Source organism: Halomicronema hongdechloris C2206 (assembly GCF_002075285.3).
GTDB classification, from domain to species: Bacteria; Cyanobacteriota; Cyanobacteriia; order Phormidesmidales; family Phormidesmidaceae; genus Halomicronema_B; species Halomicronema_B hongdechloris.
The window spans coordinates 3,162,969-3,177,208 of record NZ_CP021983.2 but is presented as its reverse complement, the minus strand read 5'-3'; the positions used below and the strand labels follow the sequence as shown (position 1 = coordinate 3,177,208).

General features: G+C 54.2%; 11 protein-coding genes. 7 read left to right on the top strand and 4 right to left on the bottom strand.

Going from position 1 to position 14,240, the window contains the following annotated elements; genetic code table 11:
* Positions 1-6: 6 nt before the first annotated feature.
* The gene (locus XM38_RS27785) at positions 7-135 is read right to left on the bottom strand and encodes a hypothetical protein (protein ID WP_256995638.1); all 129 of its coding nucleotides are present in this window, start codon (positions 133-135) and stop codon (positions 7-9) included.
* Between the two features lie 726 nt (positions 136-861).
* On the opposite strand from XM38_RS27785, the gene XM38_RS14440 reads away from it, so the two are divergent.
* The 7 genes from XM38_RS14440 to XM38_RS14410 all read left to right on the top strand — a co-directional run bounded on the left by XM38_RS14440 (position 862) and on the right by XM38_RS14410 (position 8,712).
* Complete coding sequence (locus XM38_RS14440; protein WP_080808605.1) at positions 862-1,695, top strand: RNA methyltransferase; 834 nt, start codon at positions 862-864, stop codon at positions 1,693-1,695.
* A 28-nt stretch (positions 1,696-1,723) separates the two neighbouring features.
* Positions 1,724-3,400, top strand: coding sequence for a serine hydrolase (locus tag XM38_RS14435; RefSeq protein WP_080808602.1), 1,677 nt, complete (start codon positions 1,724-1,726; stop codon positions 3,398-3,400).
* A gap of 87 nt (positions 3,401-3,487) precedes the next feature.
* Entirely contained in the window at positions 3,488-3,763 is a 276-nt protein-coding gene (locus tag XM38_RS14430; RefSeq protein ID WP_080808599.1) for a hypothetical protein, read from the top strand.
* 253 nt (positions 3,764-4,016) lie between these two features.
* Positions 4,017-5,012, top strand: a complete 996-nt coding sequence (hpsE, locus tag XM38_RS14425) for a hormogonium polysaccharide biosynthesis glycosyltransferase HpsE (RefSeq protein ID WP_080808723.1) — start codon at positions 4,017-4,019, stop codon at positions 5,010-5,012.
* A 40-nt stretch (positions 5,013-5,052) separates the two neighbouring features.
* On the top strand, positions 5,053-6,105 hold the full coding sequence (locus XM38_RS14420; protein WP_137455129.1) for a glycosyltransferase: 1,053 nt from the start codon (positions 5,053-5,055) through the stop codon (positions 6,103-6,105).
* 84 nt (positions 6,106-6,189) lie between these two features.
* Positions 6,190-7,446, top strand: a complete 1,257-nt coding sequence (locus XM38_RS14415) for a glycosyltransferase family 4 protein (RefSeq protein WP_187329415.1) — start codon at positions 6,190-6,192, stop codon at positions 7,444-7,446.
* Positions 7,447-7,455: 9 nt separating this feature from the next.
* Positions 7,456-8,712, top strand: coding sequence for a glycosyltransferase (locus tag XM38_RS14410; RefSeq protein ID WP_088430232.1), 1,257 nt, complete (start codon positions 7,456-7,458; stop codon positions 8,710-8,712).
* A gap of 145 nt (positions 8,713-8,857) precedes the next feature.
* Here XM38_RS14410 and XM38_RS14405 read toward each other — a convergent pair whose 3' ends face one another.
* From XM38_RS14405 to XM38_RS14395, 3 genes are all read right to left on the bottom strand, one after another.
* Positions 8,858-9,787, bottom strand: coding sequence for a sulfotransferase family protein (locus XM38_RS14405; RefSeq protein WP_080808587.1), 930 nt, complete (start codon positions 9,785-9,787; stop codon positions 8,858-8,860).
* Positions 9,788-9,814: 27 nt separating this feature from the next.
* Positions 9,815-11,008: a polysaccharide pyruvyl transferase family protein gene (locus XM38_RS14400; RefSeq protein WP_080808584.1), complete on the bottom strand. Its 1,194-nt coding sequence runs from the start codon at positions 11,006-11,008 to the stop codon at positions 9,815-9,817.
* Between the two features lie 246 nt (positions 11,009-11,254).
* Entirely contained in the window at positions 11,255-14,188 is a 2,934-nt protein-coding gene (locus XM38_RS14395) for a beta strand repeat-containing protein (RefSeq protein ID WP_088430230.1), read from the bottom strand.
* Positions 14,189-14,240: the final 52 nt, after the last annotated feature.

Sequence of the window (14,240 nt, the reverse complement as noted above, 5' to 3'; positions counted from 1 at the left end):
GGTGGTCTATTGGGACAGAAATCCTGCGATCAACAGGGGCACCAGTAATAGCGCCGTAATCACGGCAGCGACCGTCACTGGGTCAGCTTTGATCACCGTCTGAGGGGACTTCTCATTCTTTGGATCCTCTGCCATAGTGGCTCCTCCGCTGTCGGTATCTACAGTGACGCAACTGCCACGCCTAGAGGCAGCTGCGCGCCAGATAACTGCTAGAGTCCAGGCCCCGATCAGCCTCAACTATCCCCGCTATCTGGCTCCAGCATCAGACTTAGAGAGTTCCAGCTAAATACCTATCCGAGGACACCCGGCCACAGGGCTAAGGGCATGAGTTCAGTGTCTTGAACGGGACACTTTTTTAGATGGAATACTCTTAAACCAGTACGGTCAAATCAACACTCAACCCACAGTCCTTTAGCCTGATACTTCTAAGCCAATACGTCTAGGCTAAAGCCGACGTAAACATCCCCTGACAAGATTGCGACAATTCTTCGTGCGCTCAACGGGTTCTCTAGCGACGACCAATCGTATACTCCCTGTCTGACTAGGCTCTAGGCTCCCTGGCAGACATGGCGTTGGCCGTGAGCGCCAGACCCACCGCCCCAGTCTCTGCATTGGCCTAGTGGCGATGGCGACGCCATGGCGCCCATGGGATAAGGGGGGCAAGGAACAAAGTGTCTAGCTGCCATCGAGATAATTAGGACTAGGACTAGGACCTTGCTAGTCCGGTCACTGCCGAGTCTAGGAACGTTGACGGGCTATCCCCCTTAGCATAAGGGCAGCGTCTGGGTGTTTGCGTTCCCCAGGGTAACCCCGTAAAGTGAAGGGTTGTTCAGCTCCATCCCGTATTTCTTAGGCAGATCGATGGCCCTTGACCACATCCGCATCGTGTTAGTAGAGCCGGCGGGTCCCCTCAACGTGGGCTCTGTAGCTCGGGTGATGAAAAATATGGGCCTGAGCCAATTGGTCTTAGTGAATCCCCACTGTGACCCCAATGCCGCTGCTGCTCAACAGATGGCGGTTCACGGGCAAGATGTCCTGACGGCCGCCCGTCGAGTAGACTCCTTGCCCCAAGCCCTACAGGGGTGTCGCCGAACCATTGCCACCACAGCTCGCCCCCGCTCTCTGGATAGCCCCTTAGAAACCCCAGAAATCGCACTACCCTGGTTATTGGCCCCCGAAGCGGCGGCGGTGGCCCTCATCTTTGGCCCAGAAGATCGCGGCTTGAATAACATCGAGCTCAATTATGCTCAGCGCTTGGTGCGTATTCCCGCCAATCCCGATTATCCCTCCCTAAATCTAGCCCAGGCGGTGGCAGTCTGTAGCTATTTGCTCTCTCGTCTCGATCAGTCCCAGGCGACGACAGCAGCCTCAGCAGCGGAGGCGATGGTCCCGGGTCAATCGAGTGCCCTCAGGGAGGCTGCACCTGCCATGGCGCCCCATGAAACCACCATCGCCCCCGACTCTGCCCGGGCAGCCATCGACCAAATTGATGGCTTTTATTCTGATTTGGAAGCATTATTGCTAAAAATCGGCTATCTTTACCCCCATACAGCCAATAGCCGCATGCAAAAATTGCGTCGGTTAATGTATCGAACGGCTCCCACATCCCAGGAATTGGCTATGCTAAGGGGAATTATCCGCCAGGTAGAGTGGGCCCTGGCAGCTTCTGATCCCAATACCCTCCCTTCGCCCTAGGCAACGGCGACCATAGAGAGATAGCACCATGGCACAGTACGGCAACTCTTCTCAGCAACCATCTCCCCCGCTGCGACGGTATTCCCCTCCCACTGCAGGCAATAATACCGCTGGCTCCCAAGGGGCACCTCGGCCCCGACCTCAGCGTCCTAATCCTCGCCGTCGCAACTGGTGGCGCACCCAACAGCAGATGTTCCAGACGCCACCTGGGACGTCGCGCCGGTCAACCCCGACGGCCTCTGATCAGCGCCCGTCTAGACCTGCCAGCAGCCATCCTGGCTCGCCTCAAGCGGCGCCACGGTCGGCCCCCCGAGCGCCCTATCAGGCCTCCCCTGGCCAGGGTCACAGGCGCCCTTCCCAGGGCCCACGCCCTCAATCAAGGCCGCTGTCCCAGCCACCACAACCCTCACCCCCTCGGCCAGAGTCACGCCTTCCTCACCCCGATCGGAAAGTCACTCCCTTACGACCGAAACCGACCAATACCTCTAGATCTACGGCTAAGGCTAGATCTACGGCTAAGGCCCATCGGGGACGGCCCCCACAGTCCCCCACTCGATCTGAGCGGTCCCATGCTGCTTCCACGCCACGACGACCTCGGCCGACAGCCCTTCCCCTGCTCTATGTCATGCGGCTGCTGATCCTAGGGATTGGGGTTGCCGCGATTGTGGGGACGGTGCTGTCAGTTCTAGGGCCGACGGAGGCAGATGCCCCGACACCAGGGGCTCTCACTCAAGCTGAGCCTGAGCGTTCCCAGTCGTCATCGAACCCCAGGGCGAACAGTGGTCTGTCCTGGAATACTGAATTAACCTATCTGGCGGCTGATTTGGAAAGTCTATCGGCCCTGACACCTGGATTGACCCAAGCCACCTTCATGGTGGACTTAGACACGGGCGACTATGTTGATGTCAATGGCAGTACTCCTGTGCCAGCAGCCAGTACCATTAAGGTGCCTATCTTAGTGGCATTACTACAAGCTATAGATGCAGGACAAGTTACCTTAGATCAGGGGCTAACTCTGCGGCAGCAAGATCTGGCCGGGGGGTCTGGGGAGCTCCGCGAGCAGCCCTTAGACACACAGTACCCCGTACTTGAGGTGGCTACCCAGATGATTGTTAGCAGTGACAACACTGCCACCAATATGATTATCGAGCTGTTGGGAGGGGCTACAGCCTTAAACCAACAGTTTCGCCAATGGGGGTTATCTGCCACCGTGATTCGCAGCCCCTTGCCTGATCTAGGGGGAACCAATACAACCAGTGCTCAGGATTTGGTGACTTTGATGGCCAGGGTCAACCAGGGAGAGCTCTTGTCGCTACGATCGCGAGATCGGTTGCTGGCGATCATGCAGCGCACTGATAATCGCTCTTTGATTCCATCAGCAGCTGGAAATGGCGCCATCGTGGCCAATAAGACCGGAGATATTAAATCCTTACTCGGGGATGTTGCCCTGGTGGACACCCGCAGTGGTAAACGTTACGCCCTGGCCATTTTGGTGCAGCGCCCTGACAATGATGGCCGTGCTGGCGAATTGATCCGACGAATTACTGAGCGCGTACAGCAGGAGATGACTCAGGCTGTTTCAACGACAGAGACGACGGTGCCGGAGGAGGCAAGAGATGCAACTGGGGATACCAGGTTCGATGGCGAGGCCACTCCGTCTCTTTCTCCAGGCGATGGTACTGATCTCCAAGTTCCCCAGGGCTAGGGCGTGAGTAGTTTATGTCTCTTTAAGATTTCACCTGTCGCTGGGGCATCCTGGGTAGCCTAGAGATATCTCCTAGGATTGCCAACCATGAGTGCCAGCGATGAAGTCTTCTTCAGGGCTAACTATCTGTGTCGTCGTCGCGCCTACGAACAGTGGCATCGGGCCCAGAGTAAACAGCATATTTTGCGATCGCAAGTAGGCTTTTGTGAGAGAACCACGTCTCGTCCCCCAGCCTGCCAGGGTTGCATTAACTACCATGGCGTCACCTATGGTACTAGCCAGGCAACCCGCACAACGTTGATTTGTGCCATTCATCCCTACGGTTGGCAACAAGAGGGAGCGTGCCCTGACTGGCAGTCCTGATTGAGCAGTGACCGACAAATTACTTGAATACAAGTCAGAACAGGGCCTTTATTGGCTGAGCAACCTAGTAACTCTTCACCGCAAAATTCGATTTCCATAAAGGCTATGCTGACGGGGAACGAGTGTGAAAAAATAGTCGTCAGGGGATAACGGTAGTGCTGTGGCCAATGATCCGTCTGGGTTTCCTGGGAACCATAATCGAAAATGGGGTGCCGTCTGCTTGCGTCGACAGCGTGAATCTACCCGGCTAAACATGCCAGATTTTACGGTCGCGATCCGAACTCATAACGGCGCCCTGCGATTGCCCGCCGTCTTAGCGGCGTTGCGATCGCAAACCGGCCTTGATCAGATTCCCTGGGAAATCGTCATCGTTGATAACTGCAGCGTCGATAATACAGCTACTGTCATTCACAGCTATCAGGCTCACTGGTCTGCTGCTTCATCCCTTCGGTATTGTTACGAGCCCAGATTAGGAGCCTCCCATGCCCGACGTCGGGCCATCGACGAAGCCCAGGCCCCTTTAATCGGCTTCCTAGACGACGACAATGTGCCTGCTCAAGACTGGGTCAAGGCAGCCATCACCTTTGCCGCTGCCCATCCCGAAGCTGCTGCCGTCGGTAGCCAGATTCATGGCGTTTACGAAGTCTCCCCTCCCCGAAATTTTGACCGCATCGCACAATTTCTACCGATTATTGAGCGCGACGAAATCGTCTGTTTTACTCAAGGTATTTATGCCTTCACCAACACCTTACCCCCGGGAGCAGGCCTAGTGATTCGCCGCGCTGTCTGGCTCAATCACGTTCCCCAACGGCAAATTCTTAAGGGACCCGTGGGACGATCCCTAAGCCAGAAAGGGGAAGATATTGAAGCACTGCTCTACATCAAAAAGGCTGGCGGAACCATCTGGTTTAACCCCGCCATGCACATCTACCATCAAATTCCTAAAACTCGGTTAGAGCGAGACTATTTGCTGCGCTTTTTCCGGGGCATTGGTATTAGCCGATATCATACCCGCATGATTCGATACCCCCATTGGCAGCGCCCTTTGATTCTGCCAGCGTATATTCTCAACGATTTCCGCAAGCTAATTTTACATCTGCTGAAATACAAAAATACGGCCAGAAACGATGTTGTCGTCGCGTCTGAGCGAGAACTCCTGATGAGTTCTCTGTTAAGCCCACTACAAACCTGGGTCACTTGGCTTAAGGCTCAGATTTATTGTCTTCGCAACCCTCGCCGTTGTAATTAAGTCACGTTGCAACTATTAGTCAGATTTATGAGGTTTAACCTTGACAGGTGCTTTGAGAATTGTGGCTTGGCCTGCCCATAAAAAATGCTATAAAAATCCCTATCCCTGTCTTTTATACAGCCAGTTGAATCGCCATGGAGTGGATGTTCGAGAATTTCAATTTTCCAGTTCATTGCAAGGCCCCTTTCATATCTTGCACATCCACTGGCCCCTAGAAGACCTGCTCGATCCCAATCGCCCCTGGCAATCTCGGGTGAAAGTCCTAGGAGTGCTGTTGATTCTGCGATACATGCGCTGGCGAGGCACTCGCTTAGTGTGGACAATTCATAACCTCCAGCCCCACGACGCCTATTTTCCGACCTTGCAAGCCTGGTTTTGGCGACAGTTTATTCCCCTGCTGCATAGCTATATCAGCCTCAGTCAAACCATTGCCCAGCAGGCTCAGCATCACTTTCCTCAGCTTGCCCGATTGCCTAAGTGCATTATTCCTCACGGCCATTATCGAGATGCCTACCCCAACGATATCGACAGGGCTGCAGCTAAAGCCAGGCTGGGCATTCCAGTCACCACTAAAGTATTACTCTTCCTGGGGCTAATTCGCCCCTACAAGAATGTACCTGCCCTGATCAAACAGTTTCGACACCTACCGGTCTATGATTGGCAGCTAGTGGTGGCTGGCCAACCGATTAGCGAGACCATGGCTAGTCAGGTACAACAAGCAGCCAATCAGGATCCTCGCGTTCAATTACACCTAGACTTCATCGACAATGACAGACTCCAGGTCTTTTTCAATGCTGCCAACCTAGTAGTATTACCCTTCAGCCAGATCGCCAATTCTGGCAGTGCCCTACTGGCCCTCTCCTACAATTGCCCTATCCTGGTTCCCTCCCTAGGGGCCTTGAAAGAACTCCAGACCCAGGTGGGTACCTCTTGGGTGCAAACCTACCAGCCTGACTTAAACGCATCAGATCTACAGCGAGCCCTGCATTGGGCTATTACCACACTCCGTCCAGCCCAAGCCCCCCTAGACCCATTTGAGTGGTCTGTGATTGGACGGCAAACCCTGGCATGCTTTAAGGCGATCGCATCCTAATCATGAGTCCGCTCCAGGAGACACCTCCCCCATTCCTGGGCATACTGGACTTACAGATGAACAGTCACTCCAGGGTTTGAGACGTTGTTGCGAACGCTGTTTCTCACGGGCAAGCCAATTTATCCACCCATGGGTGGAGCCGCCCTGCGCAATTGGCAAAACATCACCGCTGTCAAAGCCCTGGGACCAGTGGCCGTCGTCGCGATACTCTCCCGCCGGGCCCCTCGTCAGCAGGAAGTTCCCCCCGACGTTGCCCTCTGGCAGAGCATTCATGGAGATGACATCGCCCAGCAACGACATATTCTCCGTAAGCTGGAGAAAAAACTCTGGTGGCTACGCCCCTATGGCCACTGGTGGGCTGACGATTTTTATTCCGGCCGAGTCGCCTGGCAATTGCAGCAGCTCGTACAAGACTTTAAACCGGATGTGATCATCCTGGAAGAGCTTTGGTTGCATCGTTATCTGCCAGTATTGCTGCAAAGTTCGGCTCGCCTCATCTATGACGCCCATAATGTTGAATTTTCCCTACGGCAAGCCATAGAACAGAACTTAAGTGATTTCAGAGATCGCCTAGAAGCCACCTTGCTCAGCCGTAAGGTCAGAGCCATTGAGCGGCGAGTGATTGGCCAAGTCGATCAGCTCTGGACCTGTAGTAAGCAAGATGCCCAGTTGATCCAAAGGCTCTATGGTCGTCCTCCATCGTCAATTCAGGTTGTCCCCAACGGCATCGACACTAGATTTTACGCAGGGGTTCGCTCTAGAGAGATAGCCTCCCCCCCCCATTTACCTGAGGGATGCCAGTACTTACTATTCACTGCCACCTTTTCCTACCAACCCAACGCTAAGGCCGCCGAAATTTTAATCGAGGCGATCTTTCCTGCAGTCCAGGCAACTCACCCTAATACGCGACTTTTACTGGTGGGTGATGCCCCGACGCCGCTGATGCGCCATGCAGCTCGGTTATCTCAGGGAGCTATCACCGTGACTGGTCGAGTAGCAGATGTGCGACCTTACTTGGCCATAGCCACCCTGACAGTGATGCCATTACAAGTTGGCGGCGGCACTCGCCTAAAAATTCTAGAAGCTTTTGCAGCGGAATGCCCGGTCGTAACTACTGAAAAGGGAGTTGAAGGAATTGTCGGTTATCCTGGCACTCATTGGTTACAGGCGAATACGGCCGATGAAATCATCGTGGCAGTCTCGAGACTCTTGGTAGATGATACCCTCAAGAATCGCTTGAGACAGGCAGCCTATGAGTGGGTGCAAACTCAGTATTCTTGGCAGGCATTGACGCCAATTATCCAAGCAGCTACAGCCGATGTCGTCAACACTTCACCTTAGGAGATTGCCATGAGAATTGGCTTTTTGCAGACGACGGATGCCAATTCAGAATACGAGAGTGGTGTGACCCGGTATGGTCGCTTGCTAGCTCAACAGGGAAAAAAGCGCGGTGAGTTAGATATTCAAGTAGTAGAGGTCAAGCTAACGGCACCTGATGCCGATGCTTGCCAGTTAAAGGAAGCTGGTCACAAACTATCGACTTGCAATGTGGTGCATGGGCAGTTTAGTAAATATCTCTGGGGAGGAGGCTGGCAACAGTGGCAACGACTGCGACAATTTCTACAGTCCTTGGCTGTTCCACTAGTTGTCACAATGCATGATATCGATACGGTGTTATACTCCCCGGCTCAGCTAGGGCAGATGGTATGGCAGGAAAATCAGCGGCAACGGAGCTATGCTAAGTCACCATCCTTGGCTTTGCGCAGCACGCTGCGGCAACTGTGGCAACAGCGGTTGCCAGATAGCATAACCCTGCTACATCTGGTACAGCAGAGTGATCGGGTGTTAGTTTGCACGCAGGAAGAAGCTCAGCATTTGCAGTATATCTGCGGCAGAAATTGGCACAATTCTGCAGATATTGTTTATTCGTCTTCCCGAGCTCATGGCATTTCGAAACTTCAGGTAATTCCCCACTTCGTGGAAGAGCCAGTGCTACGGCTATCTCCTCAAGCAGCTAAAGATCAACTTGGCCTCAACCATCGCCAAATTGTAACCCTGCAGGGGTTTATTTCCCGAGGAAAGGGACATCGCTTGGCTATTGAAGCCTTGGCCCAACTCCCTGATACTGTCATGCTGATCTTCGCTGGCATGGCTACTTCGGAAAATCAGGCCTTTTTGCAAGAACTACGACAGCTAGCAGCAGACCTAGGGGTGACATCACAGTTGCTGATTACTGGTTACCTCGACGATGAGACCTTGGCTCGCTATCTGTGGGCTAGTGATTTAGCGTTGTGCCCCTTCTCGAAGATGGCAGCATCGGGGTCATTATCTACTTGGATCGCCTTAGGGCGGCCAATTCTGGCTTCTCAATGGCCTCAAATTGAGGCCTATAACCAGTTGGAACCAGGAGCGATTAGAGTCTTTACTCCCTATACGGCAACAGCCCTAGCAAAGGCTATTAATGCTCAGCTGCAAGATTCTGAAGCTGTGTCAGCAGTCCACCAAGATCAAGCTCTAGCTCGCCTCAGGGGACGACTACATATTGCCCAGATATTTGAGGAGCATTTAACCATCTATAAATCAGTCATGGCCTTAGAGGACATTTGAAAACTCGGCTGAAAGGCCTGTAAGGTAGGCATTTTAGAGCGTATGGTTCTGTTGGCCAGAATCCAGTCTGGAGCAAGGTTGCAGAGTACTTTCCAAATATCCTCTTAGGGCAATCCTGTCGAACAAGCTGCTAGTATGCTCGGGGTTACATGTCTAGTATCTGATGGAGATTGAGTAACTGTAGACGAGAGCGCATCGTCGATGCCCAATGCCAACTAGCTAAAAACCAAGGCGGGACAGTTAACTGATAACCATAGGTCTCTAGCTTTGAACGAGTAATCAACTCAATATTGACCACCTGACGCCGAGAGAGTCGTCGCTTCCATTTGTGAAGACCTTGTTGACTAATCGGCTGTAGGGCCTGCTTCAGGTGTCTCTCAGCCCAACTACAGCGGTTAATGACCGGGCAAGTCTGCTCGGAGCGATTTGTAATCATGCTAGGGTCGTAAACTTCGCCGATAAATTTGCAGACCTGAACCAGGGTTGACTCTGGGACAGTGACTAAATCTTCATACCGCACCAGCAGCACTCGATGATCTCGTCGCCAACGGGTCTCAAACAAATGTAGACTGCCCAGCCAATGTTGGGCATTGCTGCGGGCTGAATTACTGGCCCAGGCTAGTGGTAACAACGAGGCCACCGTTGCCCGCGGATCTCGTATCATCCAAATGACTCGAGCATTGGGATACCAGTTTAGTAAGGTCTGCAGATGGCGGTAATGCATGGGGGTTTTCTCGCCCCAGCGAGATTTTCCCTGGCTGATAGCATACTCTTCTAAAAGACTTTGGAAGATGACTTTGAAGTTGATTGCTGGCTGCGCTTGAAGACGTTGAAACACCTGCTCTGGATCAACCCCGAAATAGGAAAATCGCTGACTGCTGCTCCAATTCTGCCAGAATTGCTGGAAATGATCGGCTCGCTCAAGGGCACACCAATGTTGGTAGCGTGGTAACCATTCATCTAAGAAATGGGTTTCCGGAGAGATGGCAACACGAGCATGGGCAGATAGCAGGGTGGTCATGAGGGTCGTGCCTGAGCGAGGCACGCCCACGATGAAGATAGGCTGAGTTGTCATGGCGATGCACCTGATGGATCACTGTCATTACCTTAGTAAGTCCTCCAGAGAGGAGACTGGGGACTGCCAACCCCGATTGTATTGAGCCAGGCCAGTTAGAATCGCGCTATGGGCCTGAGGCCAACGGGTTAAGATAGCTTCTGCTTGGGTCGTAATGGCAGTGGTATTGAGGTTTTCCAGGGGATGGACATAGGTAGTCTGATCAATTGCTGCCATGAAGCCTGACACTTTGGGGTCGTACTCGATGGCTATGGCCGGTACGCCACTTCCTGCGGCCAAAATTAATGAGTGCAGTCGAGTTCCAATCATCAGATCTAAGGACTGCAGGATCGTCAACAGCTGGTCTAGGGATGCAATGTAGGGATGGCAAATCCATTGTTCGGGGTAGCGGCTAAGCTGCTGACTGACTAAGCCAAAGGCATGGTCGTCTACACTAGGACGATGTCGCTTGTGATACTCAGCCGGATAAGCCTGAAAGGGCACGAGATGAATGGTGGCTCCGTGGCGTTCAATTAACGTGTCGGCAATGGTGGCCATTACCTGCTGGAGATGGGCATCTAGGGTTAAAGCTCTGTCAGCTTGGCAGGCATCCTGTGCGATCGCACCTCGTCCCATCACAGACCGAAGAGACAGGCCAACTTGGGGAGATTCTCGGGACTGTGACCGCTGCTGAATAGCAGTCGGAGGCAGCGCCTGGAGAGCCAGATCGGGCATCACCTGAATCGGTCGCCTCACTCCTAAATCAATCAGCCTGTGCCGCGATATCTGGTCTCGCACGGCGATCAGGGATACCCGATTCAACACCCGAGGAATTTGCTGTCGACTCTCAGCTTTCCAAATATCGCCAACGCTAATGCCCAAGACCAAGGTGGTATGTCCCAGCTGCACTGCCTGCTGCAGAGGAGCCAACCATACCCCTGCTACCTCATGGGTGGGGCTATCCCGCAGTAGATCGCCTCCGCCCAAGACAAAACAGCGATGGGTCAGCATCGCTCGAGTATGCTGCCATTGCTGACGCCAAGCTTGCAAACGCCGACGCGGCGGCACTGTCGAAAGGGTCTTCACCCCATGACGAGCCTGGGTATTATCAGGGGCCGCTGAATAGACAGTGACATGGGGACAGTAGGGGCGTAGTAGCCGTAGCAACCCCGTCAACATGGCCTCATCGCCCCAGTTGTAATGGCCATAATAGCCACATATCAGGGTATTGGATGCTCCCATATTGTCTCCCGAGCGACTAGGACAGCAACAGTGACATCGCTCAAAACACTACAACCACAACAAAATTTGCTGCAGTTATGCAACAGACATGACCACCGTCATACAGGACGTTAAGCATCCATCTTGCTCTAAGGCATCTGAGCAACTCTATAGTTCCCAATTCAGAGACTTTCTCTACAGCCGCCTAAGAGATTCTATGTCCCATGGGTGACGACCTATGCAGGCTAGGCAGCCTCGACTGGACGTCTAGGGCAGTGTAATTCTAAAGCGCAGTGCCCCGACGTTACTAGAATCTACGGTGAAGCCCGTGCCTCCTAGGATGACACCGCCGCCAGCCCCGACGCCAATGGTGGTATCAGTGGGGCCGGGTGGGCCAACGGGAAAGGCGCCGGGAGCATTGATACAGGAGGGCTCTAAGGGAGCTAGGGGATTGCGAGTGTCTAGTAATCCACTGGCACCGAAGGCCCCTAGGGGACCTGGTAGGGCCACTGGAGCCGAGAGCGCTAAACTCCCTGGCACGAAGATGCTGGGAGGCTCTAACTCATCGCAGAGTTGCACGTCATTGACGGCTAGGGCGCCATCATTGAAGAAGTAAATGGTGTATTCTACTTCATCCCCTGAGAGCAGATTAGTGGGCACCGAGAGTAACCCCGCGGGTAACTGGCCGCCACTAGCGGCAATCAGATCATCGTCGTCGGCGCCGGGACCATTGATGACGGCACTGGGATCACCGCCAATCTCGGCAGCAGAGAGAGGAGTCCCATTGCGGAAGACATTGGTAATCCGCTTCACCAATTGTAAATCTCCGACAAATAATACTGGGGTGGGGGTATTCTCGTCCGGCTCATTGGCATTGGCATTGCCATTGGGATCGATAGCGGCTTGGGTACCATTGTTGGAGAGGTCGTCAACTGGAGTGTTGGTGAAAGTGCCCTGGGCCGTCGCTTCTACCTGATTCTCGAAGGGACCGGGGAGAGGGGTGGGCAATGTAGTGGAGGTTTGATCGACATCTACGGTCAATTGCAGTGTGGCACTCTCCCCAATATCTAGGGTGCTGGTAGCTGCCACCAGGAGTTCAGGGGTAGCACCGCCGTCGAAACCACCATTGACGGTAATTGTGTTGGCTCCGGCGGTTTGTTGCAAGTTCTGGACTTGAAAGCTGCCTGCCCCAAAGGTAGGGGTTAGGTCTTCACTGAGCTGCACCGTGTCGAGGGTTTCGCCGCCAATGTTTTCGACGACGATCTCGTAGACGACGCGGATCGTATCACCGCCAAAGGCCCCGGTAGGGGCGGCTGTCGTTGACACCACTCGTTTAGAAGTGCCGATGGCTGGCGTGGGAGGCAGGCGCACGGGAGTGGGCGTACTATTGTTGGCGGGGTTGCCATCCCCGTCTTCATCGGCATCGGCACCGTTATCCGAGGTGTCTGAGACGTTACCGCCACTGGTGCGACCGACACCACTGGCATTGACCTGGTTACGATAGATGGCTGGAGGTGCTGCTGGCAATGGCGGAGAACTGTTGCTGTCTGTCACTCGCACAGTAATTTGCACCGTGCCACTGGCCCCGACGGCCAAGGTACTGTTAGCCGCATCCAGCAAGTTGGTATCGGTGGTTCCATTAAAGCCACCATTGGCGGTCAGGGTACCAGCCGTCACCGTGGGTCCGGCAGCGATGGTGAAGTTGCCAGCCCCGAAGGTGGGATTGCCGGTGGTGGGATCAATCAAATCTTCCACCAATTGCACATTGTCTAGGGGCTCATTGCCGAAGTTTTCCACCACCACCTCGTAGGTAATGTCGAGGTCGTCAGGATTTGGGGTGCCGCCGACATCCTGAATATCGATCACCCGCTTGGCCACCCCAATTGCAGGCAGGTTCACCACAGTGGGGTCATTTTCGGTGGGGCTGCCATTGCCGTCGGGATCGGGGTCGGCACCGTCGTCTGACTCATCGGTAACGGGGGCACCACTGGGACTTTGGCCCGTAGCCGTCACGTTGTTATTGAAAGGACCATAGCCGCCGGCTCCAGCTCCGGGAGTAACGGTGACATCGAAGGCCAGGGTCAGGGTGTCGCCAACCGCGAGGGTGCGGGCGGCGGCTGAGCCTGCTAGGAGGGTGGTGCTGGTATTGCCGTTGAAACCACCGTTAATGCTACCGCCGAAGCCCCCTGGCGAGGCCACGATGCGAGGGTTGGAGACAGTAAATCCATTGGTGGCGGCAAAGGTGCCAGTTAGGTTCTCGGTTACCTGTACGTCGTCAAGAGCAACTTCTCCCAGGTTTTCCACTACAACGGTGTAGGGAATCGTGAAGGTGCCATCAGGGTTTTGGGTGGGCGTGCCGGCCTGTTTGGCCACCCCAATGATGGCAGGTTGGAAAAATACATTGAAGAGGCCGATACCGTGGTTGGCTGGATCGGCTGGTGAGTCAGGACCGTTGCCATAAACTAGAGTTGTTTGATCAACAGCCGAAGCGTAGTCGGCAACGATGTTACCGTCTGCAGTATCATTCTGTGCTTCATCAGTTGTCGCAGGGGGGTACACGCCTGTGGCGACATTACCCGCAATATCGACAGTTAGTGCATTTGTGATGCCGGGAGTAGTAGTAGGTGGTGCTGGGGGAGGATTAGTGGCATCGGAGATGGTTGGTAGTACGTTTGTGCCGCCGAGGGAACCGTCTAAGGTAACCTGATCCTGCCAACCACCTAAATCATCACGGTCGATGTCAATCACGATCAGGCGGACCCCTTCGACTGGTATGGGGTTACCCGCGTCGTCTAGGTATTCAATGGTGAGGTTGACGGTTTCGGCAACGGTATCGGGATCGAATTGAATGTTTAGATTGTTTCCGGCTCCCAAGCCACCTGTCAAAGGGCTGGCGGCATCACTGAGTACGGTAAAGTCATCGGTGGCTCCGGTCCAGGTAAACCGCAGCTTGACGCCATTGATGGTGGCAGGGTCACCGATGGGGGTGGGAAAGACCTGGGTAATGGGGGGGGGGTCTGGAGCCGGTGCTGTCCAGTTGAAGGTCCCCCAGTCTAAGGTGGCAGCGGATGCGGATTGGGGAGAGAGCAAACCCGTTGCGATCGCACCAGCCAACGCCGCTCCCCAACCGGTGACAGAGGAGCGGCAGCCAGGCTGCGGCAGGGATAGGCGAGAGCTTAAAATGTCCTGAAAACGCTTCATATCTTAGTTCTACGCAAATCAGCTGGACTGGCCGTTGCCCCTAACGGAGCAA